Origin of the sequence: Streptomyces sp. NBC_01549 (genome assembly GCF_026339955.1) — a bacterium.
Taxonomy (GTDB): domain Bacteria; phylum Actinomycetota; class Actinomycetes; order Streptomycetales; family Streptomycetaceae; genus Streptomyces.
This window is the reverse complement of sequence record NZ_JAPEPW010000001.1, coordinates 3,901,620-3,924,594: the sequence shown is the minus strand read 5'-3', so window position 1 is coordinate 3,924,594 and position 22,975 is coordinate 3,901,620. Positions and strand designations below refer to the sequence as shown.

At 69.5% G+C, this 22,975-nt stretch carries 23 protein-coding genes and 1 riboswitch; of the genes, 7 read left to right on the top strand and 16 right to left on the bottom strand.

The window, feature by feature from the left end:
• Positions 1-120 precede the first annotated feature (120 nt).
• The 8 genes from OG819_RS17580 to OG819_RS17545 all read right to left on the bottom strand — a co-directional run bounded on the left by OG819_RS17580 (position 121) and on the right by OG819_RS17545 (position 9,466).
• Positions 121-1,521: an NAD(P)/FAD-dependent oxidoreductase gene (locus tag OG819_RS17580; RefSeq protein WP_266625199.1), complete on the bottom strand. Its 1,401-nt coding sequence runs from the start codon at positions 1,519-1,521 to the stop codon at positions 121-123.
• A gap of 466 nt (positions 1,522-1,987) precedes the next feature.
• On the bottom strand, positions 1,988-2,929 hold the full coding sequence (locus OG819_RS17575) for a Ppx/GppA phosphatase family protein (RefSeq protein ID WP_266582866.1): 942 nt from the start codon (positions 2,927-2,929) through the stop codon (positions 1,988-1,990).
• A 276-nt stretch (positions 2,930-3,205) separates the two neighbouring features.
• Positions 3,206-3,742, bottom strand: a complete 537-nt coding sequence (locus OG819_RS17570; protein WP_266634383.1) for a DUF501 domain-containing protein — start codon at positions 3,740-3,742, stop codon at positions 3,206-3,208.
• A gap of 30 nt (positions 3,743-3,772) precedes the next feature.
• Positions 3,773-4,249, bottom strand: coding sequence for a septum formation initiator family protein (locus OG819_RS17565; RefSeq protein ID WP_266625201.1), 477 nt, complete (start codon positions 4,247-4,249; stop codon positions 3,773-3,775).
• A gap of 117 nt (positions 4,250-4,366) precedes the next feature.
• Positions 4,367-5,662, bottom strand: coding sequence for a phosphopyruvate hydratase (gene eno / locus OG819_RS17560; RefSeq protein WP_266582870.1), 1,296 nt, complete (start codon positions 5,660-5,662; stop codon positions 4,367-4,369).
• Between the two features lie 313 nt (positions 5,663-5,975).
• Positions 5,976-6,686: a transglycosylase family protein gene (locus tag OG819_RS17555; protein ID WP_266625205.1), complete on the bottom strand. Its 711-nt coding sequence runs from the start codon at positions 6,684-6,686 to the stop codon at positions 5,976-5,978.
• Between the two features lie 4 nt (positions 6,687-6,690).
• A riboswitch (cyclic di-AMP (ydaO/yuaA leader) is annotated at positions 6,691-6,854 on the bottom strand.
• A gap of 182 nt (positions 6,855-7,036) precedes the next feature.
• On the bottom strand, positions 7,037-8,011 hold the full coding sequence (locus tag OG819_RS17550; RefSeq protein WP_266650256.1) for a transglycosylase family protein: 975 nt from the start codon (positions 8,009-8,011) through the stop codon (positions 7,037-7,039).
• 171 nt (positions 8,012-8,182) lie between these two features.
• Positions 8,183-9,466 (bottom strand): cytochrome P450, encoded by a 1,284-nt coding sequence (locus tag OG819_RS17545; RefSeq protein WP_266650255.1) that lies wholly within the window; start codon positions 9,464-9,466, stop codon positions 8,183-8,185.
• Positions 9,467-9,700: 234 nt separating this feature from the next.
• Here OG819_RS17545 and OG819_RS17540 point away from each other — a divergent pair, with 234 nt between their 5' ends.
• Positions 9,701-10,912: a globin domain-containing protein gene (locus tag OG819_RS17540; RefSeq protein ID WP_266625211.1), complete on the top strand. Its 1,212-nt coding sequence runs from the start codon at positions 9,701-9,703 to the stop codon at positions 10,910-10,912.
• 73 nt (positions 10,913-10,985) lie between these two features.
• On the opposite strand, the gene OG819_RS17535 is transcribed toward OG819_RS17540, so the two are convergent.
• From OG819_RS17535 to OG819_RS17520, 4 genes are all read right to left on the bottom strand, one after another.
• Positions 10,986-11,972 carry a nucleoside triphosphate pyrophosphohydrolase gene (locus OG819_RS17535; protein ID WP_266625213.1) on the bottom strand — a complete coding sequence of 329 codons (987 nt, stop codon included), beginning with the start codon at positions 11,970-11,972 and terminating at the stop codon, positions 10,986-10,988.
• A gap of 98 nt (positions 11,973-12,070) precedes the next feature.
• Entirely contained in the window at positions 12,071-12,727 is a 657-nt protein-coding gene (locus OG819_RS17530; RefSeq protein WP_266625215.1) for a SurA N-terminal domain-containing protein, read from the bottom strand.
• A 215-nt stretch (positions 12,728-12,942) separates the two neighbouring features.
• A complete protein-coding gene (locus OG819_RS17525) occupies positions 12,943-13,563 on the bottom strand; it encodes a hypothetical protein (protein ID WP_266650254.1) in 621 nt (206 codons plus the stop codon).
• A 9-nt stretch (positions 13,564-13,572) separates the two neighbouring features.
• Positions 13,573-14,400: a glycoside hydrolase domain-containing protein gene (locus OG819_RS17520; protein WP_266625219.1), complete on the bottom strand. Its 828-nt coding sequence runs from the start codon at positions 14,398-14,400 to the stop codon at positions 13,573-13,575.
• Positions 14,401-14,789: 389 nt separating this feature from the next.
• On the opposite strand from OG819_RS17520, the gene OG819_RS17515 reads away from it, so the two are divergent.
• Both OG819_RS17515 and OG819_RS17510 read left to right on the top strand, forming a co-directional pair.
• A complete protein-coding gene (locus OG819_RS17515) occupies positions 14,790-15,506 on the top strand; it encodes a hypothetical protein (RefSeq protein WP_266625224.1) in 717 nt (238 codons plus the stop codon).
• 100 nt (positions 15,507-15,606) lie between these two features.
• Positions 15,607-15,981, top strand: a complete 375-nt coding sequence (locus OG819_RS17510; protein WP_266625227.1) for a hypothetical protein — start codon at positions 15,607-15,609, stop codon at positions 15,979-15,981.
• A 49-nt stretch (positions 15,982-16,030) separates the two neighbouring features.
• Here OG819_RS17510 and OG819_RS17505 read toward each other — a convergent pair whose 3' ends face one another.
• Complete coding sequence (locus tag OG819_RS17505) at positions 16,031-17,749, bottom strand: insulinase family protein (RefSeq protein WP_266650253.1); 1,719 nt, start codon at positions 17,747-17,749, stop codon at positions 16,031-16,033.
• A gap of 33 nt (positions 17,750-17,782) precedes the next feature.
• Positions 17,783-18,736, bottom strand: a complete 954-nt coding sequence (locus tag OG819_RS17500; RefSeq protein WP_266625231.1) for a hypothetical protein — start codon at positions 18,734-18,736, stop codon at positions 17,783-17,785.
• 242 nt (positions 18,737-18,978) lie between these two features.
• Between OG819_RS17500 and OG819_RS17495 the strand changes: the two genes are divergently transcribed.
• Complete coding sequence (locus OG819_RS17495; RefSeq protein WP_266650252.1) at positions 18,979-19,422, top strand: hypothetical protein; 444 nt, start codon at positions 18,979-18,981, stop codon at positions 19,420-19,422.
• Between the two features lie 128 nt (positions 19,423-19,550).
• The gene (locus OG819_RS17490) at positions 19,551-20,273 is read left to right on the top strand and encodes a hypothetical protein (protein WP_266625233.1); all 723 of its coding nucleotides are present in this window, start codon (positions 19,551-19,553) and stop codon (positions 20,271-20,273) included.
• Between the two features lie 12 nt (positions 20,274-20,285).
• Here the strand turns inward: OG819_RS17490 and OG819_RS17485 are convergent, their stop codons facing one another.
• Positions 20,286-20,792 (bottom strand): GNAT family N-acetyltransferase, encoded by a 507-nt coding sequence (locus tag OG819_RS17485; protein ID WP_266625235.1) that lies wholly within the window; start codon positions 20,790-20,792, stop codon positions 20,286-20,288.
• A gap of 104 nt (positions 20,793-20,896) precedes the next feature.
• On the opposite strand from OG819_RS17485, the gene OG819_RS17480 reads away from it, so the two are divergent.
• Positions 20,897-21,376 (top strand): GNAT family N-acetyltransferase, encoded by a 480-nt coding sequence (locus OG819_RS17480; protein WP_266625237.1) that lies wholly within the window; start codon positions 20,897-20,899, stop codon positions 21,374-21,376.
• A 207-nt stretch (positions 21,377-21,583) separates the two neighbouring features.
• On the top strand, positions 21,584-22,108 hold the full coding sequence (locus OG819_RS17475) for a hypothetical protein (protein ID WP_266650251.1): 525 nt from the start codon (positions 21,584-21,586) through the stop codon (positions 22,106-22,108).
• A gap of 94 nt (positions 22,109-22,202) precedes the next feature.
• Here the strand turns inward: OG819_RS17475 and OG819_RS17470 are convergent, their stop codons facing one another.
• Entirely contained in the window at positions 22,203-22,928 is a 726-nt protein-coding gene (locus OG819_RS17470) for an HNH endonuclease family protein (protein WP_266625241.1), read from the bottom strand.
• Positions 22,929-22,975: the final 47 nt, after the last annotated feature.

Sequence of the window (22,975 nt, the reverse complement as noted above, 5' to 3'; positions counted from 1 at the left end):
AATACTTGTACCCACCACGTTCTTTCGGGCCCCGGCGCCGGGACGTCACCCCAACGCCGAAGGGACCCCCCGCACCACGGATGGCGGGAGGTCCCTCAGGGACGAACAGGTGACCGGAGGTCAGGAGGCCTTGGCCTTCTCCTCGGTCTTGGCGGCGGCAGCCGGAGCCACGGCGGCAGCGGCCGGCGCCGGCTTGGCGGCCTCGTAGAACTCCTCACGAGGAGTCTCCATGGCACCGAGCGAGACGACCTCACGCTTGAGGAACATCGCGAGCGTCCAGTCGGCGAAGACCCGGATCTTACGGTTCCACGTCGGCATCGCCAGCCCGTGGTAGCCCCGGTGCATGTACCAGGCCAGGCGACCCTTGACCTTGATCTTCATCTTGCCCATGACGATCATGGCGACGCCCTTGTGCAGGCCGAGACCCGCGACAGCGCCCTTGTTGGCGTGCGAGTACTCCTTCTGCGGGAAGCCCCGCATACCGGAGACCACGTTGTCGCCGAGCACCTTGGCCTGACGGAGCGCGTGCTGCGCGTTCGGCGGGCACCAGGCGTTCTCGACACCGGCCTTGCGCGCGGCGACGTCCGGCACCTGGGCGTTGTCGCCGGCGGCCCAGATGTAGTCCGTGCCCTGCACCTGGAGGGTGGTCTGGGTGTCCACGTGACCACGCGGGCCGAGCGGCAGACCGAAGCGGGAGAGGACGGGGTTCGGCTTGACGCCGGCCGTCCACACGATGGTGTTGGAGTCGACCTCGAGGCCGTTCTTCAGCACGACGTGGCCGTCGACACAGGAGTCCATGGAGGTGGTGAGGTAGATCTCCACCCCACGGCTCTCCAGGTGCTCCTTGCCGTACTGGCCGAGCTTGGGGCCCACCTCGGGAAGGATCTTGTCCGCGGCGTCGACGAGGATGAAGCGCATGTCCTCGCGGGACACGTTGTTGTAGTACTTCGACGCGTCGCGGGCCATGTCCTCGACCTCGCCGATGGTCTCCGCACCCGCGAAGCCACCGCCCACGAAGACGAAGGTGAGCGCCTTGCGGCGGATGTCCTCGTCGGTGGTCGAGTCAGCCTTGTCGAGCTGCTCGAGGACGTGGTTGCGCAGGCCGATGGACTCCTCGATGCCCTTCATACCGATGCCCTGTTCGGCGAGGCCGGGGATCGGGAAGGTGCGGGAGACCGCGCCCATCGCGATGACGAGGTAGTCGAAAGGCAGCTCGTACGCCTCGCCCACGAGGGGGGCGATCGTGGCGACCTTCCGGTCCTGGTCGATGGTGGTGACCCGGCCGGTGAGAACCTCCGCCTTGGGCAGGACGCGTCGCAGCGGGACGACGACGTGCCGAGGGGAGATGCTGCCGGCGGCGGCTTCGGGGAGGAAGGGCTGGTAGGTCATGTACGACCGGGGGTCGACAACCGTGACGGTCGCCTCTCCGTAGCGCATCTTCTTGAGAATGCGCCGAGCTGCGTACAGGCCTACGTACCCACCGCCTACTACGAGGATCCTGGGACGCTCCGTGGTGCTCATGCCATCGAGTATCCACCCGCCTCCGGGGGGTCGCTCGTGCGCCCCTTCACAAGCTTCGGTGGGGGCTCTGCTACACTGCGCCGCCCACGTGACCCAGGTCATGGCGGCGAAGGGGAACCACCGTGTAGTGCGGACCGTTGTCAGCACCCCGTGAGCTGCCGCTCCGGGTCTCCGAACCGGTCGAACCACCCCTCCGCTTCACCCGCCGGAAACACTCCCGGAACGCTCCGTTGAGCACCCTCCCGAGCCTGGTGAGCCCCCTAGGAGCACCCGGGCGGCCCAATCATCCCCCGACAGGGCCGAATTCCTTGTGAAGAACTTCACGAACTTTTCCGGCGGCGTGTCGCCGAGAGGGTCCGAATGGCCTCCTGGGCGCGCTCATACGTTGTCCGACCTGCTCAGGAGAGGCTACCAGCGGGTAGTGAGGGGCCTCCGGGCCCCTGCCCAGGGGCCCCTTCCGGGCGGCTCAGGCGACGGACCACGCGATCCCGTCGAGGATGTCGTGCTCGCTCACCACGACCTCCGCCGCACCGATCCGCTCCATGATCGAGAGCAGTACGAGGGCGCCGGCGGCGATGACGTCGACGCGCCCCGCGTGCATGGAAGGGATCGCGGCACGCTCGGCGTGGGTGGAGGCCAGCAGCCACTCGGTGATCTCGCGGACCTTCTCGTACGGGATCCGGGAGTGGTGGATGGCGGTCGAATCGTAGGCGGGGAGCTCCAGCGCCATGGCCGCGACCGTGGTGACCGAACCCGCGAGGCCGACGAGCGTGCGGGCCTCGCGCAAGGGGACCGTCCGCTCGGCGAGGTCGAGGGCCGCCTCGATGTCGGCGCGGACGGCCTCGATCTGCGCGGGGGCCGGCGGGTCGCTGACGACTCCGTCGTGCACGAGGTGCCGCTCGGTCATCCGTACGCAGCCGATGTCCACGGAGCGGGCGGCGCGTACGTGGTCGTCGCCCACGACCAGTTCGGTGGACCCGCCGCCGATGTCCACGACCAGGTACGGCTTGGCCAGGTCGTCCCGGCCCGTCAGTTCCTTGGTCGCGCCACCGAAGGAGAACTCGGCCTCCTCGTCACCGGTGATGACCTCCGGTTCGACGCCCAGGATGTCCAGCACGCCGCGCACGAACTCGTCGCGGTTCTCCGCGTCGCGGGAGGCCGAGGTCGCCACGAAGCGCAGTCGCTCCGCGCCGTGCTCCTTGATGACCTCCGCGTACTCGCGGCAGGCCGCGAAGGTGCGCTGCAGAGCCTCGGGGGCGAGGCGTCCGGTGCGGTCGACCCCCTGGCCGAGCCGGACGATCGTCATCCGGCGGTCCAGATCGACGAGTTCTCCCGTCGCCGGGTTCGCGTCGGCGACGAGGAGGCGGATCGAATTCGTACCGCAGTCGATGGCGGCGACCCTGGTCATCGGTTGTTGTCTCCTGCTCGTGAATTCGGTTCGACGACGTACCACCGGGGCCGGGGCCCCGGGGAGATGCCCCGGCCCTTCAGAGGCGCGGGGAACTGCCCGCCCGTCCCCCACCGCCCCGCGGACAAAGCGCTCCGGGCGCAGGGGGATCCGGGGCGAAGCCCCGGCTTCCCAGGGGCGCGGGGAACTGCGCGCTCAACCCCCGCCGGCCCGCGGACAAAGCACTCGACGCAGGCGGGGTGTCGGGGCGAAGCCCCGCCTCGGGGGGCAGCCCCCTCACTCCTCCTCGGACGGCGGCTCCGCCGCCACCACGCACGCGCCCTTGCGCCACCACTCCGGCAGCATCGCGATCGCCTCGTCGCCCAGCGGATTCACCCCCGGCCCCGCGGCCAGCGAGTGCGCCACCAGCACATGCAGACACTTCACCCGGTCCGGCATGCCTCCGGCGCTCGGAAAGCCCACCAGCACCTCGATGGCGTCGCGCCGCGCGATGTAGTCCTCGTGGGCGGCCCGGTACGCGGCGGCCAGTTCGGGGTCGGTCGCCAGCCGGTCCGTCATCTCCTTCATGACGCCGTTGGCCTCCAGCGTGCCGATCGCGGAGGCCGCGCGCGGGCACGTCAGGTAGTACGTCGTCGGGAAGGGCGTACCGTCGGGCAGCCGGGGCGCCGTCTCCACCACGTCCGGCTGACCGCAGGGGCAGCGGTGCGCGATCGCCCGCAGCCCGCGCGGCGGCCGGCCGAGCTGTTGCTTGAATGCCTCGACGTCCGCGTCGGTCGGCTCGGTGCGCGGGGTGGGCGGCGGGGGCGTTTCCATGCCTGTGCTCAAGTCTCTTTCTTCTTCAATTCACCGGTCGGAACGGTCCGACTTGTCGACGCCGTCCCAGACGTTGGCGTACCAGGGACGGGCGGCCGCCCCCAGATTCGTACGCGACTGCTTCGCCGCGTCCGGGTCGATCACGACGTATCCGGTCTCGCCGGGCATCACATAGTGCAGCCGTTCTCGGATCTGCTGCTTCGCGTATGCGTCGTCCTGCCAGCGCGCCTTGAGGTCGCGCAGCTGTTCGACCCGGGCGCGGGCCTGCTCCTGCTGCCGCTCCAGATCTGCGATCTCGGCGCGCTGGGACACGTACTGCCTTATCGGGTACGCGAGGGCCACGATCAGTGAACAGAGTACGAGAGCCAGCAGCGCGGCGCGGCCGGTCAGGCGGGAGCGGCGGGCCTGGCGCTTGGTCTGCGAGCGGTAGACCCGGGCCGCCGTCTGCTCGCCGAGCAGCTTCAGCCTGGTCGCGGTGGAGAACCGGTCCCGGTCCTTCACGCCCATGTCCCGCCTCCCGTTCACACGCGCGTACGTCCCCGGACACGGTACGGGACCGGGTACGGGGACGTACGTACGACTGGCTAAGGCTTGACCCTCTGCGAGTGTCAGCCCTTGCTGTGCCTACTGGTTCGCAGAGCGAAACCGCGGGAAGGCGCTGCGGCCCGCGTACACCGCGGCGTCGTCGAGGATCTCCTCGATGCGCAGCAGCTGGTTGTACTTGGCGACGCGGTCCGAGCGGGCCGGGGCACCGGTCTTGATCTGGCCGCAGTTCACCGCGACGGCGAGGTCGGCGATGGTGACGTCCTCGGTCTCGCCGGAGCGGTGGGACATCATGCACTTGAAGCCGTTGCGCTGGGCCAGCTCGACGGCGTCCAGGGTCTCGGTCAGCGAGCCGATCTGGTTGACCTTGACGAGCAGGGCGTTCGCGGAGCCCTCCTCGATGCCACGGGCCAGACGCTCCGGGTTGGTGACGAAGAGGTCGTCGCCGACGATCTGGACCTTGTCGCCCAGCCTGTCGGTGATGACCTTCCAGCCGGCCCAGTCGTCCTCGTACAGCGGGTCCTCGATGGAGACCAGCGGGTACGCGGAGACGAGCTCCTCGTAGTACTCGGTCATCTCGGCGGCCGAGCGGGACTTGCCCTCGAACTCGTACTTGCCGTCCTTGTAGAACTCGGACGCGGCGACGTCGAGCGCGAGCGCGATCTGCTCGCCGGGGACATAACCGGCCTGCTTGATGGCCTCGACGATGAGGTCGAGGGCGGCGCGGTTGGACTCCAGGTTCGGGGCGAAGCCGCCCTCGTCGCCGAGGCCGGTGGACAGGCCCTTGGTCTTCAGCACCTTCTTGAGGGTGTGGTAGACCTCGGCGCCCCAGCGCAGGGCCTCGGAGAAGGACTCCGCGCCGATCGGGGCGATCATGAACTCCTGGATGTCCACGTTGGAGTCGGCGTGCGAGCCGCCGTTCAGGATGTTCATCATCGGAACGGGCAGCAGGTGCGCGTTCGGGCCGCCCAGGTAGCGGAAGAGCGGGAGGTCGGACGCCTCGGAGGCGGCGTGCGCGACGGCGAGCGACACGCCGAGGATGGCGTTGGCGCCGAGCGAGCCCTTGTTGTCGGTGGCGTCCAGGTCGAACATCGCCTGGTCGATCAGGCGCTGCTCGGTGGCGTCGTAGCCGACGAGCTCCGGGCCGATCTGTTCGATGACGGCGAGGACGGCCTTCTCGACACCCTTGCCGCCGTAACGGTTGGGGTCACCGTCACGGAGCTCGATGGCCTCGAAGGCGCCCGTGGAGGCGCCGGACGGGACGGCGGCACGACCGGTGCTGCCGTCGTCGAGGCCGACCTCGACCTCGACCGTGGGGTTGCCTCGGGAGTCCAGGATTTCCCGGGCTACGACGACGTCGATGGACGGCACGAGCATCTCCTTCTGGGATGTGACGCGGGTACGCGAAGCCTGTGATGACTTCGCGACATGAGCCTAACCGCCCCGGGGGGATCGGCCAGCCGATCGCCCACCCCTTGGGCAGAACTGAACGTACACATTGTTCCAGAACGGAACAAAAACGGGTACGAAAATCCGGGTGCGGGAATCCGGGTGCGGGAATCCGGGAACGAAAAGCCCCGCTCCGGTGCGTACGGGGGAACACGCACCGGAGCGGGGAGCCCGTGGGGAGGGGGGTGGGACCTCACGGAGGTCTCCAGTGTGGAGACCCCTTCTATGCGGGACCTGTCATTCAGCTGAGGTGAAGCTGCTGACCCGGGTAGATGAAGTCCGCGTCGTCGATGATGTCCTTGTTCAGCTTGAACAGCCGCTGCCAGCCGCCCTTGACCTTCTTCTTCTCGGCGATCGAGCTGAGGCTGTCACCCTTGACGACCTTGTACTCGCCGTCACCCTTCTTGACCTTCTTGCCGGTCGGGGTGGAGACGGTCTTCTCGGCGGCCGGGCGGGACGCCGAACGGGAGGCGGCGGTGTCCGTCGAGCGGGTGGTGGCGCTGGTGCTCGGCGAGCTGTTCGACGAGGAGCTGTTCGAGGACGACGAGGTCGACGGGGCGCTCGCACCACCGGTGTACGCGGCGCTCGACAGGCCCGTGCCACAGGTCGGCCAGGCACCCTTGCCCTGGGCGGCGAGGACCTTCTCGCCGATGGTGATCTGCTGCGACTTGGAGGCCTGGTTGGCGGTCGCGGCGTACGCGGTGCCGCCGTACGCGGCCCAGGTGGAGGCGGAGAACTGCAGGCCGCCGTAGTAGCCGTTGCCGGTGTTGATGGACCAGTTGCCGCCGGACTCGCACTGGGCGACGGCGTCCCACTCGGAGGTGGTGGCGGCGGAGGCGTTGCCGGCCGCCATCAGCGGAGCGGCGATGGCGACACCGGCGACACCGGCGAGCGTGGCCACACGGGTGGCCTTGGACGGACGGCGGCGCTTGCCCTTGCTGGAAAACAGCATGAGGAGATCCCCTCACCGACGCCTGCGAGGTGAGCTGTCGGGTTCGGGCGGGTGAGTGCCCGGCCGCGCGCTGTGAGCGCACGGCTTCACCCCGAGCCGCTCCCGGTCGACTACCGGGTGCGGCACATACCTTGGGTCCCCCGCTCCTGCCTACGGCGCTTACGCGTCGACTGTTCCCGTACGGCCGTTGGCAGGATTCGGCGTTGCGACCGTCGGGGCCCGCTGTGGCGAGCGGTGATGACCGTAAGCAGTCGATCGGTTGAATTCCAAAGACGATCAGGGCCTTTGAGATCCATCTCTCACTCGCGCCAAACCGGACATTACGCGGCGAACCGTGACGCGAACTGCCCCTACTTTTCACCCGATTCGACACCAACTGCAAGGCTCTGACCGGGAAGGATGAGGTCCGGGTCGACGCCGACCGTCTTCTTGTTCGCGTCGTAGAGCTCGGCCCATCCGCCGTCCAGGTCAAGGGCGTCGGCAATGGTCCAGAGATTGTCTCCGGCGCGCACGACGTACGAGCCGTCGACGACATCACGGGAGGCGCCGGTGCCGCGCGAGGCGTGCCGCCCGGAGAGGTCGTCGGTACGGCCGTCCACGGCGCTGTCGGTGGTGTTCTCGTCCGCGGTACCGCCACGGTGGCGCCCGGCGCCGGTCGTCGCGTTCTCGGACGCACCGGAAGAGCCGTCGTCCTGGCCGGAGTTGCCCGAACTGTCGCCCTTCGTCGCTTCCGTGTCGGAGCTGTCCGTTCCCTGAGTGCCGCCGGTGTCGGCCTTCGTCGTGTTCTTGGTCGCCTTCGAGGACGAACCGGACGAAGACGATCCAGACGAAGACGAATGGGACGTCGAGCCGGACGAGGCGGACGAACTGGACGAACTGGACGAACCGGATGACTTCGACGCGCCGGACGAGTCGTTCGCCACGCCGGTGTCGACCAGGACGTCGCCCGAGTTCCTGCTCAGCCCGGAGAGCGGTCCACAGGTCGGCCAGGGGGTGACGCCCTGGTCGTCGAGGAGCTGCTCGGCGATGGCTATCTGCTGCGAGCGGCTGGCCTCGTCGGCGCTCTGCGCGTAGTTGAGGCCGCCGTACTTCTCCCAGTCCGCCTGGCTGAGCTGGAGTCCGCCGTAATACCCGTTGCCGCTGTCGGCACTCCACTGGCCGGCGCTCTCGCACTCGGCGACCCGGTCCCACGTGGTGCCGTCGGCCGCACTCGCGCTGGTGGCACCGAGCAACGGGATCGCGATGGCGGATCCGGTCACTCCTGCCGCGACGATGAGGGCCGGGGCCTGACGGGGGCGACGATGGCGGCCGTTCCCGGAGAGCATGCGGAAGCCTTTCACGTGACAGCAGGTGACTACGCGACGTGTGAGTCGCGTTGACGAGTGAACGTATCCGCACTCGAACACTTGTCACAAGTCGATGCAGCGTAGATCACGTGAAGATCACAGAGTTGAGTACGTGTCAGGTTTGAACGCCCGCAGGTGTATGGTCGCCCGCTATCGCGAGACCGGTACCGGAGGTGTGAACTCCACTGGAAGCGTGCGCAATCCGCGCATAATGAGCCCGCCGCGCCAGCGCAAATCGGCTGAATCTCCCGCGAGTTGGAGATCGGGAAGGCGGGTGAGGAGGGTCGCGAGCGCGGTCTGACCCTCCAGGCGGGCGAGCGGGGCGCCGAGGCAGTAGTGGATGCCGTGGCCATAGCCGAGGTGTTGGTTGTCACGCCGGGAGAGGTCGAGCGTGTCCGGCCGCTCGAACCGCGCGGGGTCACGGTCCGCAGCCGCCAGGACGACGAGGACGGGGTCGCCGGGTGCGATGTCCTGACCGCCGATGCGAACGGCTTCGGTGGCGAACCGCCACGTGGCCAGTTCCACGGGCCCGTCGTAACGAAGCAGCTCCTCGACGCCGGTCTCGAGGAGTTCGCGTTCGTGGGCGGCGAGGGACTTCTGCAGGCGCGCCCGCTGCTCGGGGTGGGTGAGCAGGGCGTATGTGCCGTTGCCGATGAGGTTGACGGTCGTCTCGAACCCGGCGAAGAGCAGGATGAAGGCCATGGCGGCGGCCTCGTTCTCCGTGAGGTGCTCACCGTGGTCGGACGCGCGGATGAGCCCCGAAATGAGGTCCTCACCGGGCGCGGGCGTATCAGGAAGGACTTCCCGCTTCTTGTGAATGAGCTCGAGCAGATATCCGCGCATCTTCTTGACGGATCGCGCGACCCCTCCCCGCGGGCCGCCGCCGTGCCGGATCATCATCCCCGCCCAGTCGCGGAAGTCGTCCTGATCCTCGCGGGGTACGCCCAGCAGCTCGCAAATGGCGTAGATGGGGAGCGGAAACGCGAACTCGTGGATCAGATCCGCGGACCCCTTCTCCGCGAACCGGTCGATCAGTTGATCGGTGAGCTCCTGCACCCGCGGCGCGAACTCGGCCACCCGTCGTGGCGTGAACGCCTTCGAGACCAGCCGCCGCAGCCGGGTGTGGTCCGGCGGGTCGATGTTCAGCAGATGCGTCATCAGCTCGGCCTTGCGCTCCCCCGGGATACCCGTCTTCCCTTTGGCATGCGCGGGTTCGTCATGATGCGCCGGATTCTTGCTGAGCCGCGCGTCGGCGAGCGCCTGCTTGGCGTCCGCGTACCGGGTGACGAGCCAGGCCTCCACCCCACTGGGCAGCCGTGTCCTGTGCACAGGGGCGTGCTCCCGCAGCCAGGCATACGCGGGATAGGGATCGCTGGCGAACTCCCAGGTGAAGAGTTCGGGAGCGGGGCTGAACGGTGGCGGCTGATCGGTCACTCCCTGACGGTATCCGGAGGGAGGGGAGGGACGGGGAGGCGGAGGGGAGGCGGAGGGGAGGCGGAGGGGAGGCGGAGGGAGGGGCCCCTTGGGCGATGGGCCTGCGGCCCGTCGCCGGGCACGTCGCGGGGCACGCCGCGGGTCACGTCGCAGACCGTGTCCCCTTCGCCCCAGGCCATCCCTGAATCGTCTGCTGTTTGACTCCACGGCTCGCGACCTCCCTTAATTCGCGCCGTGGACCCCGAAATACTCAGATCCAGCTTCGCGGTCGTCGAGAGACGGGCCGAGTTCGCGGTCAAGTACTTCTACTCGCATCTCTTCCGGCACAACCCGGACGTCCGCGGGCTCTTCCCCCTGGACTTCCCGGAGGACATGGAGCGACAGCGGGACCGGTTGTTCGCGGCACTCACGTATGTGATGGAGCGGCTGGAGGATCCGACGCTGCCGGGATACCTGCGGGAGCTGGGACGGGACCACCGGAAGTACCTGGCCGAGCCGGAGCACTACGCCGCCGTGGGGGCGAGCCTCATCGCCGCGTTCGCCGTCGTCGCGGGGTCGGCGTGGAACGCGGAGGCCGAGAAGGCCTGGGGCGAGGCGTACGGGGCGATCGCGAACGTCATGCTCCAGGGCGCGTGGGAGGCACAGCACGAGGGTGAACCGCCCTGGTGGGACGCCGAGGTCGTGTCCCGAACCCCGTATGGCGACGACCTCGTCGTACTGACCCTCCGCCCGCACCACCGGCTCCGCTACTCCCCCGGCCAGTACGTCAGCGTCAACGTCCCCTACCTGCCGGGCATCTGGCGCCCGTACTCGCTCGGCAACGCTCCCCGCGTCGACCACACCGTCGACCTGCATGTCAGCCGCGTCGAGGGCGGGGTACTGTCCACCGCCCTGGTCCGACAGACCCGGAAAGGTGACGTTCTGCGGCTCGGCGCACCCGGCGGCGGTCTGACCCTGCGGACGCCGGTGGAACGGCCGCTGACCTTCGTCGCGGCCGGCACCGGGTGGGCCCCGGTCAAGGCACTGCTCCAGCGACTCGACGCCACGCACGAGGCCCGGCTGTTCCTCGTGGCCCGCGACACCTCGTACCTCTACGACCGGTCGGCCGTGGAACGTCTCCAGTCCCAATTACCCCGTCTCGCCGTCACGTTCATCACCCCCGCCCCCGGCCGCCCCAAGGTCCAGGCCACCGAGCGGCTGCTGACCGCGCTGGGCAACCGCGCCGGCTGGGCCCGCCACGACGTCTATCTCGCCGGTCCGCCCCAGCTCGTCGAGGAGATCGCCGGGACCCTCCCCACCCTCGGCACCCCGCCCGAACGGATCTTCCACGACCTCCTCCCGCCCACGGACCCCGGCCGGACCCGCCCGCTGGGCCCCGCGGAGTGGCTCCTGGACCGCCCCCACCCCAACTGGCACAACCCGACAAGCCGCGCCCCGACCACATAACCCTGAGGTCCGTCCCCCCTCATCTGCTTCCCCCGCTCCCCCTACTCCCCGTACTTCCGCTGCTGCCGCTGCTTCAGCCCGTCTCCGTCGCCCGGATCGCATCCCGATAAGCTCGCGCGGCCGCACGCAGGGCCGCCTCCGGGTCCACTCCCTCGGCCTCCGCTCGGGCGGCGATGGCCAGCAGTTCGTAACCCACGCCTTCGCCGCGCGGCAGTTCGACCGCAAGTCCCGCCGTGCGCACACGCGATGCCAGCTTCGCCGCGAGGGCGAGGCCCGGCTGACCCAGTGGTACTCCCTCTGTCACGGACGTCCGCCGCTTCTCCTCGGCCTTGGTGCGCAGCCAGTGCTCCTTGACCTCCTCGGGGGTCGTGGCCGTCTCGTCGCCGAACACGTGCGGGTGGCGGTGGATCAGCTTGGTGACGATGCCGCCCGCCACGTCGTCGATGGAGAAGGGGGTCTCCGCGTCCTCCTCCGCGATCCTGGCGTGGAAGACGACCTGGAGCAGAACGTCGCCGAGCTCCTCCCTGAGCTCGTCCCGGTCGCCCTCCTCGATCGCCTCGACGAGCTCGTACGCCTCCTCGATCCCGTACTTCGCGAGGCCCTTGTGGGTCTGCTGGGACGACCAGGGGCACTCGACGCGGATACGGTCCATGACCTGGACGAGGTCGAGCAGGCGGGCGCCCGGCAGGTCGTACGAGGCGGGGAGCAGCTCCAGGTCCGGCATCTGTATGCGGCCGGAGCCGGCGAGGCGGGCCAGGCCGTCGGTGAGGCGCGGCTCGCCCTCGCCGGTGGCGACGACGACCACCACGCGGCCGCCGGCGCAGGCGTCCACCAGGTCCTGGGCAGCGGGGGACGCCTCGTCGACGCTTATGCCGGCCTCGCGCAGATACGGCAGCTGCGGATGCGCACCGTCCGCGCACAGCACCTGATCGGCGGCGCGCAGCGCCTGCCAGGCGGGCCAGGACAGCAGTCCGGGGGCGACGCGGTGGCTGGTGGTGAGCAGGACGATACGGCCGGGGTCGGGGACCTGGGCGGCGGCGTCGGAGCTGGTTGCGTTCACCCCACGAACGTAACCCACGCCACCGACGCCCCCGGAAGTTATCCACAGGCAGGGCTTCTACAGGGCTGCTACAAAACTTCTGCAGGCCTTCTGACCTGCTACGCCGTCTGCTGAGTCCCGTTCGGCGTGACCTCCCGCAGCCACGGAGTCTTCACATCGACGTTGCTCTTCTGGACGTCCCAGGCGCCGTAGCGCGGGTTCAGGTCGACGTTCAGCTTCTTGGACGCGTCGGACATGGCCTTCCAGAACGCGGCCTTGCCGTCGGTGGTGTTCATGTCGGCACCGAGCGCGGCGGCGAGTTTCCGCGCCTCGATCTCGGTACGGAGGTTGTCGTCGAGACGCCGGGGCGCCACCCCGTACTGCTGCAGCCAGGCCGTCTCCAGCGCCTTCGCACCGCCCGCCTGCCGCTCCAGCTCCGCCCGCATCTGCTGGGTGTCCGCGCGGGTGACGCTCACGCCCGCGTCCTTGGCGGCCTGGTCGAGGACCTGGTCGAGGACCATGGTGTGCAGGGTGTCGCGGGTGAGACTGCCGGTCTTGGCGATGGCCTGCTCGTACTGGGTCTCGTCCTTGATGGCGGCACGCTGCGCCGAGCGCACCTCGTTCACCCGGCTCTCCAACTGCGCGACCGTGATCCGCTGACCACCGACGACGGCCGCGGCGCCTGGGTGCGCCTCGCCGCCGCACGCCGTGAGAAGGGGGGCCGCGGCGACGATCGCGGCGGAGAGGACGAACGCGGTGCGACGGCGGCGGTGCAAGGAAACCTCCCGAGGAGATTGTGCGACGGTGCACAAAGTCTTGCGGTGATCGATGTTAGGCAGTGGTCCGGCTCTCGGCCAGCCATTCGACCAACGATTCGCGGAGACTTCAGATACCGCCGCGGCCTCCGTGACACGTGGGACGGCCACCGTCCGCTCGTACGACCGTTCACATCCACCGACGCGGCCGATCGCGTCCTGTCGTACCGGCCCGGCTAACCGCGTGCCTCGACCTCGCGCTCGACGACCCCGGCGACCTCCGCGCGCAGTCCGTCGCCGACGCGCGCCACGGTGATGTTCTTGGAGCTCGTGGCGTCGGTCCCGGCGTCCCCCACCAGCACGAAGTCGACCTTCTGGTGCTGCGGGGCGGTCTGCGTGGCGGCCGTGACCTCCGGTTTCCCGGTCACGAGGACCACGTCGCAGGGCCGCTGGAGCAAGCCGTCGAGGTAGGCCCGTGCGTGGGCCGCGGACTGCTCACCGGTCACCGGCACGTGGCTCACGCGCGCGTGCGTCGTGCGGGACGCGTCCCGCATGCCCTGCCAGACCTCGGCCGCGGTGGTCCCGGTCGTGATCCCGTCCTTGCCGGTCAGCAGGCAGGCGTCGACGTCCTCGTAGTGGCGGGCCCGGGTGTCGGGCGGCTTCGGCTTGGTGTCGGTGCGGGAGAGGAAGTACCCGGTGACCGCGACCGCGACCGCGACGATCACGGCAGCGGCCACCATCGCGACCCCCTGGGCGCCCAGTACATGCGGCCACTGGAGTACCGCCCGCACACCGGCGGCGAGCCGCGACTCCTGCGTGGCGTCACGCGCCGCCTTCGCGCGCCGTGTCTGCGGCACCTTCGGATGTCAGCCTGTGATGGCGACCGGCGCGTCCCAGGCGTCGCGGTCCACGGTGATCGTGTAACCGCCGATGGTCTCCTTGCTGTTGACCATGTACTGGTGGGCGCGGCTGTGGCCGGTGAACTGGGTGGAGCCCCACGGCCAGTCCGAGGTCGTGGTGTTGGCCTTGTCCCACAGCGCGTACCAGAGGTTGCCCGGCAGGTCCGTCTTGTCGGTCGCGGTCGCGATGGCCTTGGCGCTGGAGCTGGTGAAGCCGTAGAACCCGGTCCGGTACGTCTTGGCGTGCAGCGCCTTGTCGAAGGCGCGTACGTACGTCAGCGTGGCCTTGTTGCACGCCGCGTTCGTGATGTCGTACGACTCCATGTCCAGGTAGATCGGGCTGCCCGCCTTCATGCCCAGCGCGGACGCCTTGGCCACCGCGTCCGCGGCGTCGGTGGCGCCGAGCGAGGCGGCGTTGGTCGCGGTGAGCTTCTCCGGGTTGGAGCCGGTCTGGCAGGACGGCTGGGCGCCGACGTACAGCGGGATGAGCTTCCAGCCCAGCGTGCTGACCGACTTCACCCAGGACGCGGTGAGGTTGGGCTGGCCGCAGCCGCGGTTCTTGCCGCCGATGTACACCGCGGCCGCTCCGTAGAAGCCGGTGTGCCAGGCCTTCATCGCGGTCAGCGACGGTGCGGCACAGGTGTCGAAGGCGCGGCCCGTGAACGTCCGCTGGGCGGGCCAGGTGGTCGCCGCCATCGACGTCTGCGCCGCGATCCCGGCCCCGGCGACCACGGCCGCTCCCGCCGTCGCCCAAGCGATGTAACGGCCCTTCTTAGACATCCGATGGCTGGACATCCCCACCCCATTCATGACACGCGCACGTCACGGCGCACGAAACGCGCAGGACATGCGGACACATAGAACAAACCAAGACAGTTCACGACACTTGAGCCCCGTCGGCGCCCATCCCCGGCTCGCCGACAAGAGCGGGCGACCGGCCCCCGGCGCGCGGGGCGGATCGCACCGTAACCGACACCGCTCCCTCGATCGGGAAACCCCGCATCTCAATCGCCACAAGAATCCCTCAAGGCACGGCAAAACATGCGGAGTCCACGGAACCCCGGGCCGATCGACTCCCTCTTTTAGTGATCTTTGACGCATGCATGCCTGTGGACGGCCTGTGCACCCATAGAGTCCGCTCGGCTCAACAGCACCACTTCTCGAAGAAGGACTCAGACATCCCGATGCGTCACCCCTCCCGCGCGGCCAAGGCGCTGCTCGCCGCAGCCGTGCTCCCGCTGGCCCTGGCGGCCTGCTCCTCCGGAACCACCGCCCAGCCCTCGTCCGCCAAGACGAAGCCGGCCAAGGACCCCAACGCCGGTCTGCTGACGGGCGCGCAGCTCAAGAAGGCGCTGGCGCCCGCGTCCTTCTTCGCCGCCGGTTTCGCGGTCGACCCGAGCGGCGCGCGTGACTCCGGCACCACGTACGCCCCGCCGAGCTCCTCCCCCGCGCCGAAGCCGGACTGCTCCCTGCTCGGCGGCACCAGCTGGATAACGATCACCGGCGACTCGGGGGTGTCCTTCGCCCAGAACGACTACGTCAGCAAGAACACTTCCGAGGACATCGCCCAGGAGGTCGACACCTACCGCGGCACGACCTCGACGACCGTGCTGACGAACCTGGAGAAGACCGCGACCACGTGCGCGACCTTCACCGACTCCCAGACGCACAGCAAGGTGAAGGCCACCGGCGTCACCACGCCCGGCCTGGGCGACGCCGCGTACACCATCACCCTGACCGACAGCGCCTGGGAGAACGGCACGACCCTGATCGCCGTGCGCGCGGGCACCGACGTCGTCAGCGTCATGTCCACGGACGGGCACGACAACGGCGCCGCCACGGCCAAGAAGCTGGCGGCCCAGATCGTGACGTCCCTGAAGGGCGAACACCAGCACGCATGACCCACCGGGTGGGAACATGACACCCCGAGATGTTTCTCGGAGCCCGGGAAACATCTCGGGGGGGGGCTCGTAGGGCGCTGGTGAGTGCTCGGGGGGTGTGATGGGCATGGGCAAGCGCTTGGAAGCCGGCTGGGCGCAGCGGCTCGCGTGGTCGGTTCTGGTGATCGTGTCGCTGGGGCTGCTGGTGTGGGTGCCGTTCCTGTATGTGGCGATCCGCCGCGGCCGGGGCTCGGACTGGTGCGCCTTCACCGCGTTCGCGCTGTACGAGCTGGTGACGCTGTCGTGGACGACCATCGAGTCGGACACGGGCGATCTCATCTTCGGCGCGGTCGTCATCTTCACTCTGGCGATGGCGGTCTGGCTGCTGCTGTTCGCGCTGTTCGACAAGCGCACGCCGAAGTACGCCACGGCGAACGCGGGTCTGGTGCCGGGGCCCTTGCCGGGTCCGGCGCCGGGCAACCCGTATCTGCGCTGAGGTCACCCGGAGACCCCCGTCCACGTACAGGGTCGAGGCGCCCGGCGGTTCACCCCCGCCGGGTGCCTCGCACCACCCTGACGGCCGGCCAGGCCAGCAGTGCCCCGACGCCCCAGAGGAAGACGGCGAGAGCGGCCCATTCCCCGGTGCTGGTCTCCGGGTCCGAGAAGCCGAAGACGGTGTACGAGAGGGCCAGGAGGGACCACAGCCCCGCGAGCACCCCGAAGATGACGAGCATCGCCGTCTGCCCGCCGGTACGCCGCGCCACTGTCTTCTGCTGAACCGCACCGGCGGATCCCCTGGCATCCCCCGCAGCGGCACCCGCCGACTGCCGCTGCCGCTGCTGCCGGGGCGGCAGGTGCACCACCGCACTCGGATGCACCGCCGCGTCGATGGTCGCCATGGTGTGCGCGTCGATCCCGTACTCCCCCGGCTCCACCTCCACGGACAGCCCGTCGGTGCCGATGAGCCGGCGCCCGCCGTCGGGCCAGCTGAGCAGGGCGGCGCACGCGCGGTAGAGCACGGTGGCCGCCTCGCCGCCCGCTGTCAGGCTGACACCCTCGCCCCCGACGACCATGGCCGGGCCGCCCTTGCGTACGGCCTCGAACCGCGTGCCGGTGACGGCGTACGACGAAGTGGTCGGGGCCGCCGTGTATCCGGCCCAGTCGGCCTTGTGCCCCGAGGGAGCCTGCAGCAGCGCCGTCCCGGCGGCCTCCAGCGCCACCGCGTGCACATGCTGCGGCGTCACCGCCCACAGCTCGGCGCGCAGTTCGTCGAGTCCGCGCGGCGGACGGTGGGCGAGCAGATCCTCCGCCGCGCCCGGCAGCCGCCGTACGGCCGCGTCGGGCGCGGTCAGCGTGGCGTCGCTGCGGCCTCGTACGGCCTCCAGGTCGGCCTGCGCGATCCGGCCGACCTGTAGCCCCGCGAGCACGTCGACGAACCCGCCGAGGACCGCGTCCTGTTTGGCGGGCAGGGCGTCCGCGAAGGCGGTGACGGTCGCGAAACCGTCCCGGCGGGAGGCGTAGTCGCCGGCCGCCGTATAGGAGTAGCCGCCCTCCTGGCGCAGGGAGCGGGAGAGTTCGCGTTCCAGGACACCGGCGTAGAGCCGGGCGGCGGTGGTGTCGGTGACGACGGCGTCGAGCAGGACGCCGCCCTTGCCGTCGGAGAAGTAGGCGGGAGCGGTGGGGAGGGCGGAGGTGACGGCGGGCATGGGGTGCCGCCGGCCGCCGGGCAGCTTGAGCGAGAGCCCGGCCGGCAGCCGCTCCCCCGCGATCCACAGCACGGCGTTGTCCCGGGTGAACCAGGTCCCCGCCCACGCCCGTACGTCGTCCGCCCGCAGCCCCCGAACGCCCCACTCCGGGTAGCTGACCAGCCCGTACCCCTGTGCCCCGTACCGCCACAGCGGCAGCTGTCCGGGCTCCCGGCCCGCCTCCTCGGTGCGCAGGATCTCCTTCTCGGTCTCCAGCCGCTCCATGGGCAGGTCGAGGAGGGAGGTGCACACGCCGTCTAGGTAGGCGACGACTTCATGCTCCGCGCCCTCCACGTGGAAGTGGGTGAACGCGGCCTTGGTCGCGCCGTTGAAGTGGTAGTCGGCCAGGCCCTGGCGATGCAGCGCCAGGTGCTCGACGAGGTGGGTGATCCCGGCCCCGGCGAGCGTCTCGTCGGCGACGCCGACGCGGAAGACCAGTCCGGCACGCATGGGCCCGGTGGCGTACGCGAAGAGGGTGGGTATGCCGTCCACCTCGGTGTGATGGATACCCTGGCTCATCGCCTGCCTCCGCCTGTCTTGTTCGGCATCCGCTCAGCCTCTTCCGAGGGCGACGGAACGGTGTTTGACGTACGCGTCCGCGGGCTTGCCGAGGTAGCTCCACGGGTACTCGGAGGCCAGGTTCCCCAGGGCGCGGAAGTGTGCGGCGGCGCGTGCGGTGTCCCCGGTCAGCGAGAAGAGCGCGGCGAAGACACCCTGGATGGTGACCCACCCGTACGCGGGTCGGTAGTACGGGTGCAGGACGGACCGTTCGGCGGCCTCGACGAGTTCGGCGTGGACGTGGGCCTGGCGCAGATAGTCGGTCCGCTCACTCCCCGCGGAGGGCAGATCGAGCCAGCGCTCCAGGTGCGCCTCCGCCACCAGACCACCGCTGAGCGACCCTTCGGGCGAGTTGAGCAGGCACTCGCGGGCGAACCCGTGTGCCGCCTCCCAGCTCCCGCTCCACTTGGGACACAGCTGCTGGAGCAGCCGGGCCTGCCCGGTCAAGTGGTGCGGGTGGTACGCGGCCAGTCGGTCGTACCTGCGCCGCGCCTCGTTCTGACCGAGTTGCAGTCCCATCGCCGTGGTCAGGCGCGCGGCCCAGGCCGCGTCGTGGGAGGGGTCGAGGGCGGTGGCCCGGATGAGCAGTTGCTCGGCCTGCCGTAGGTGCTCGTGCAGCTGCCGGAACTGCTCCCGGCTGACGTGCTCGGCCCGCGCGCTGCTCCGGATCTCCCAGCCGATCTCGATCTCGCGGGTCCCGAGCGTCGTGAGAGCCAGCACGTCGTCGGGGGCGGCGGCCACGACTTCCCGCAGGAAGTGCTCGACGCCGGGCACCTCGGCGACGACCCGGACGAGGAACGCCCGGTCGGTGCCCTGCGGCAGCCCGTCGGCGTACCGCCTGATCCCCGCCCAGTCCCGCGCGGCGGTCGCCTGCCGCAACCAGCCGACCTCCGGGAAGGCGGAGGCGAGCTCGAAGTCGGGGGGTGGGAGGGATGCGTCGGTCGGCATGGAGCGGATGGTAAGTGGGTGGTTGGAGACGGTTTTTGGTCAGGTGTGGGAAGACTGTGGGAACACACCGCCCAAACAGTGCATACGGGCGTCGACTTGACCCTTCGATGACCGACCTTGACCGGTCCATGACTCGAACTTGAGTTCGCCTTGTGGAGGGTGGCCTCCCACCTTTCCCGTGGCTTGAAACAATCCATCCCATCGTTGTCACCGTCACCTCACCGTCACCAGGAGCCCCACCCGTGGCACTCAACGCCCGTCGCGCCAGACAACTGCTGGAGATCTCGGCCCCCTTGCTGCTCCAGGGCGAGCAGGTCGAACTCACGAGCGTGGCCGGCATCGGGACGGTCTCGGTGCGCAAGCAGGCCCTCACCGCGGCGGTGGTCGGCATCCTCAGCGCGGGAACGGTGATGGCGACGGTCACCCCGCGCCCCATGTACATCGTCCTGACGAACCAGCGGATCCTGTTCTTCGACGGCAACCGCGGCGGCAAGCCCGGCAAGTTGCTGATGAACCTCCCCCGCCCGTACGTCACCGCGAGCGCGGCCAAGAAGACCTTCCTGGGCCTCAAGGTGGTGACCTACCTGACCGTCGAAGGCCAGGAGGGCGCCCTCAAGGTCGACTTCCCGGTCCAGACCCGCGCCGACGGCCATCGATTCGCCGCGGCGCTGCCGGTGACCCGCTGACCTTCCCCCTCTCCCGGTCACGCTGGGCATAGACCCTGTTCGCCCGGGCCCTCCCGAAAGCGGGCATCGCCTTACCCGAACCCACCACGATCCAGCTCCTGGACACCGATCTCACCGAGATCAAACTCATGGCGCGCCGCGTGGACACCCTGATGCGCGTCGACACGGCGGACAGCGGAAGCCATCTGCTCACCGTTGAGGCGCAAGGTAGACCGGATCCGGACAAGCTCAACAGCTGGACGTACTACCTGGCGTATCTCTACGCCGAATACAAGCTGCCGCCCGTCCTGCTCGTCGTCTGCCAGGACAAGCCCACCGCGTCCTGGGCCGCGCAGCCCCTCCGCATCGGCCTGCCCGCCCACACCAGCATCGCGGTCTTCCCACTGGTCCTGGGCCCCGAGAACCTCCCCACGATCATCGACCCGGACGGGGCGGCCGAAGACCTGGCACTCGCCGTCTCCTCCGCGCTCGCCCACGCCAACGACCCCGCCCTCCCTGCGATACTGGAGGCACTGGCGACGGCGCTCGCCAACATCGGAGGCGAGACCGCGCAGGACTGGGCGGAATACACCGAGATCGGCCTGGGTGACACCCACAGCCGCGCATTCTGGAGGCACCTGATGACCTTCCGTCCCAGCCGCTTCCCCGGCAGCGGCACCCTCATCGAGGAAACCCGAACCAAGGGTCGCGCCGAGGACATCCTCCGCGTCCTCGATCTCCGCGCCATCGACAACCCCGAGTCCGCCCGCGAGCACGTCAACGGCTGCACCGACCTGGAGCTGCTGGGGACCTGGTTCGACCGGGCCCTCACGGTCACCACCGCGGAAGAGTTGTTCGCCGCGGAGGCGTAACAGACCCGGAGGTCACAGACGCCGGCGCATGCAGACCCGCAGCCAGCGCTCCAGGCCGTGGGCGGCCTCGCGTCGGCGGATGTCCTGGAGCCCGGGGCCGAGCACGCCGTCGTCCAGGAACTGGAAGCCGCAGCGCACGTAGTAGGGCGCGTTCCAGGGGACGTCGGCAAAGGTGGTGAGGGTCAGGGCGGGTATCCCCTCAGCTGCGGCCCGGTGGCCGGCATGGTCCAGCAGCGACCGTCCGATACCGCGCCGCGCACTGTCCGGGTGTACCGACACCTGCTCGATGTGCAGGTTGCCGTCGACGTGTTCCGCGATGAGGTACGCCACCGGCCTGTCGGCCGCGTCGGCCGCGACCCAGGCCAGATCGGCCCGCTGATAGTGAGCGAGGTCGGTGAGCGGGAGGGGCTCGTCGTCGGCGATCTCCGGCATGCCGATGTCGGCGAAGCATCGCCCGGCGGCCCGCTCGATGTCCTGAAGGAGGGGCAGTTCGTCGATGTGGACCGCTCGGATGCGCATTGATGCATTGTCGCCGCGGGAACCGGTCGAGCACCCTTCCCCGCGACATCCCCACCTGTGGATGTCGCCCGTCTTGTCAGTACCCGCCGTTAGTGTCACAGCCCATGAGTGATCAACGGCATGCGGTGATCGTCCGCAGGGCCGAACCGGCCGACGAAGGGCTTGTCGCGTGCAGCGGCGCGCTGTTCGCCGAGGACGCCGGTACCCGGGATCCAAGCATCGACATCAACTGGCCGCACGAGCACGGACCACAGCGTTTCGCGTCCGGTCTGACGGACCCGAACCGACTGCTCCTGGTCGCCGATCGCGGCGGCGAAGTGGTGGGGCATCTCACGAGCACGCTGGTGGAGCCGTCCGCGATGAGACCGGTGAAGGCCGCGACGCTGGCGAGCATGTATGTGCAACCCGTATATCGGCGCGACCGGATCGGCAGGCGCATGGTGGACGAATTCCTGGCCTGGGCGAAGGAGTCGGGCGCCGGATCGGCACAGGTGACGGCCTATTCGAGCAACGCCGAGGCCATCCGTTTCTACGAGCGCAACGGCTTCGCCACCCAGTCGGTGACCTTGGAAGCGGCTCTGTAGCCGTCTTCTACGTCGGCTGCCTGGGACGGCGGGGGTCGGCGGCTCGGCGCGCCACCCATCACTGACACCGCCCACCCGCCCCGCCTCACTCCAGAGCTTCGGGCAGCGTCACAGAAACGCTCGAACACAGCACGCCACAAGGGAACACCGCGTCACAGCTCCGCTACACGGACACACCACGCCTCCGTGAACGTCAGCATCTCCAGCATGCACCGAACCTTCACAACCGCGTCCGTCGCCGCCCTCCTAGTCTCCCTGACCGCGTGCGGCGGCAACTCCCCCTCGAACTCGACGGCCGACGCACACGAACCCACCAGATCCGGCACGCTCGCGAACGAGCCGCTCACCGCCCGCGCCGCGTTCGAGAAGATGTCCACGACGGTGCGCACGGCGAACCTCACCGGCACCGTGACCACGCAGAACGACCCGAACCACCTGCTCGGCCGCCCCAACGAATACACGTCAAAAGTCACGTTCTCGGACAGCTGGGTACCAGCCGTCCAGGTCACCGGCGCGGACCCCGGCGCCGTCGAACGCGGCGGCGCCATCGAGGCGTTCGCCAACCCGGCGGATGCCCAGGCACGCGCGGCGTACATCCGCGGCGTGACCAAGTCCCTCCCTGCCCTGGCCGAGTACGACTACGTCCACGGCTGGGTACTCGTACGCGTCTCCCGCTACCTCACCCCGAAGCAGGCAGCACAGTACGAGTCAGCGGCGGCCGCACTCGGCTGAGGACCCCGAAGCCCGCCCGCCGTCCGCGGGCATCGGCTCCGGTCGCTGCGCGGCGCGCCAGGCGTCGGTGACGCAGGAGCGACATGAACCGGCGTCAGTTCGCGGTGAACCGCTTGGGTGCCTGGGTGGGGTTGCCGCCCGAGGGGAGCTTCTGGCCGGGGCACTCGGAGAGCGCCTTTTTCATCGCGGCCTTCTCCCCGCTGGTGACCCACAGCCCGTACTTCTTCTTCACGGCCACCTGCGCGGCCACATACGCGCAGCGGTACCCCTTGTTGGGCGGGAGCCAGGTCGCGGTGTCGCCGTCACCCTTGCTGCGGTTGGTGCTCGCGTCGACGGACAGCAGGTTGAGCGGGTCGTTGGCCAGGGCTATCCGCTTGCTCGCGTCCCAGTACTTGGCGCCTTTCTGCCAGGCGTCCGAGAGCGCGACGAGGTGGTCTATGTCCACCAGGCTGCGACCACGCTTGTACGTCACTTCCTTACCGGAGTACGGGTCCGGGTCGAGCGTCCCGGAGACCACCTTGCAGGTGCCGCCGGTGAACTTCACGTTCTTCAGGTCCCGCTTGAGGATGTCGTCGCGGGTGTCGCACTTGTTGGAGTCCGTGTCGGCCCATGCCGTGCCAAACCTCGCCCTGCTGTACCCCGTCTTGGGCGCGCGCCCCTTGACGGTCAGCGAGTCCACGGCGGTGAGCGCGGCGCCGCCGGCCGACGTACCCTGCGGGCCGGCGGAGCCCGTGGTGTCCTTCTTGCAGCCACTGACCCCCACGCCGACGACCAACACCACCAATGCGGCAGCCGCCGCCCCACCCCTCAGACGCACCACGACGCCCCTCCCCTTGCTCCCCAGGTCCGCCCTGCACAGGGCGCGTT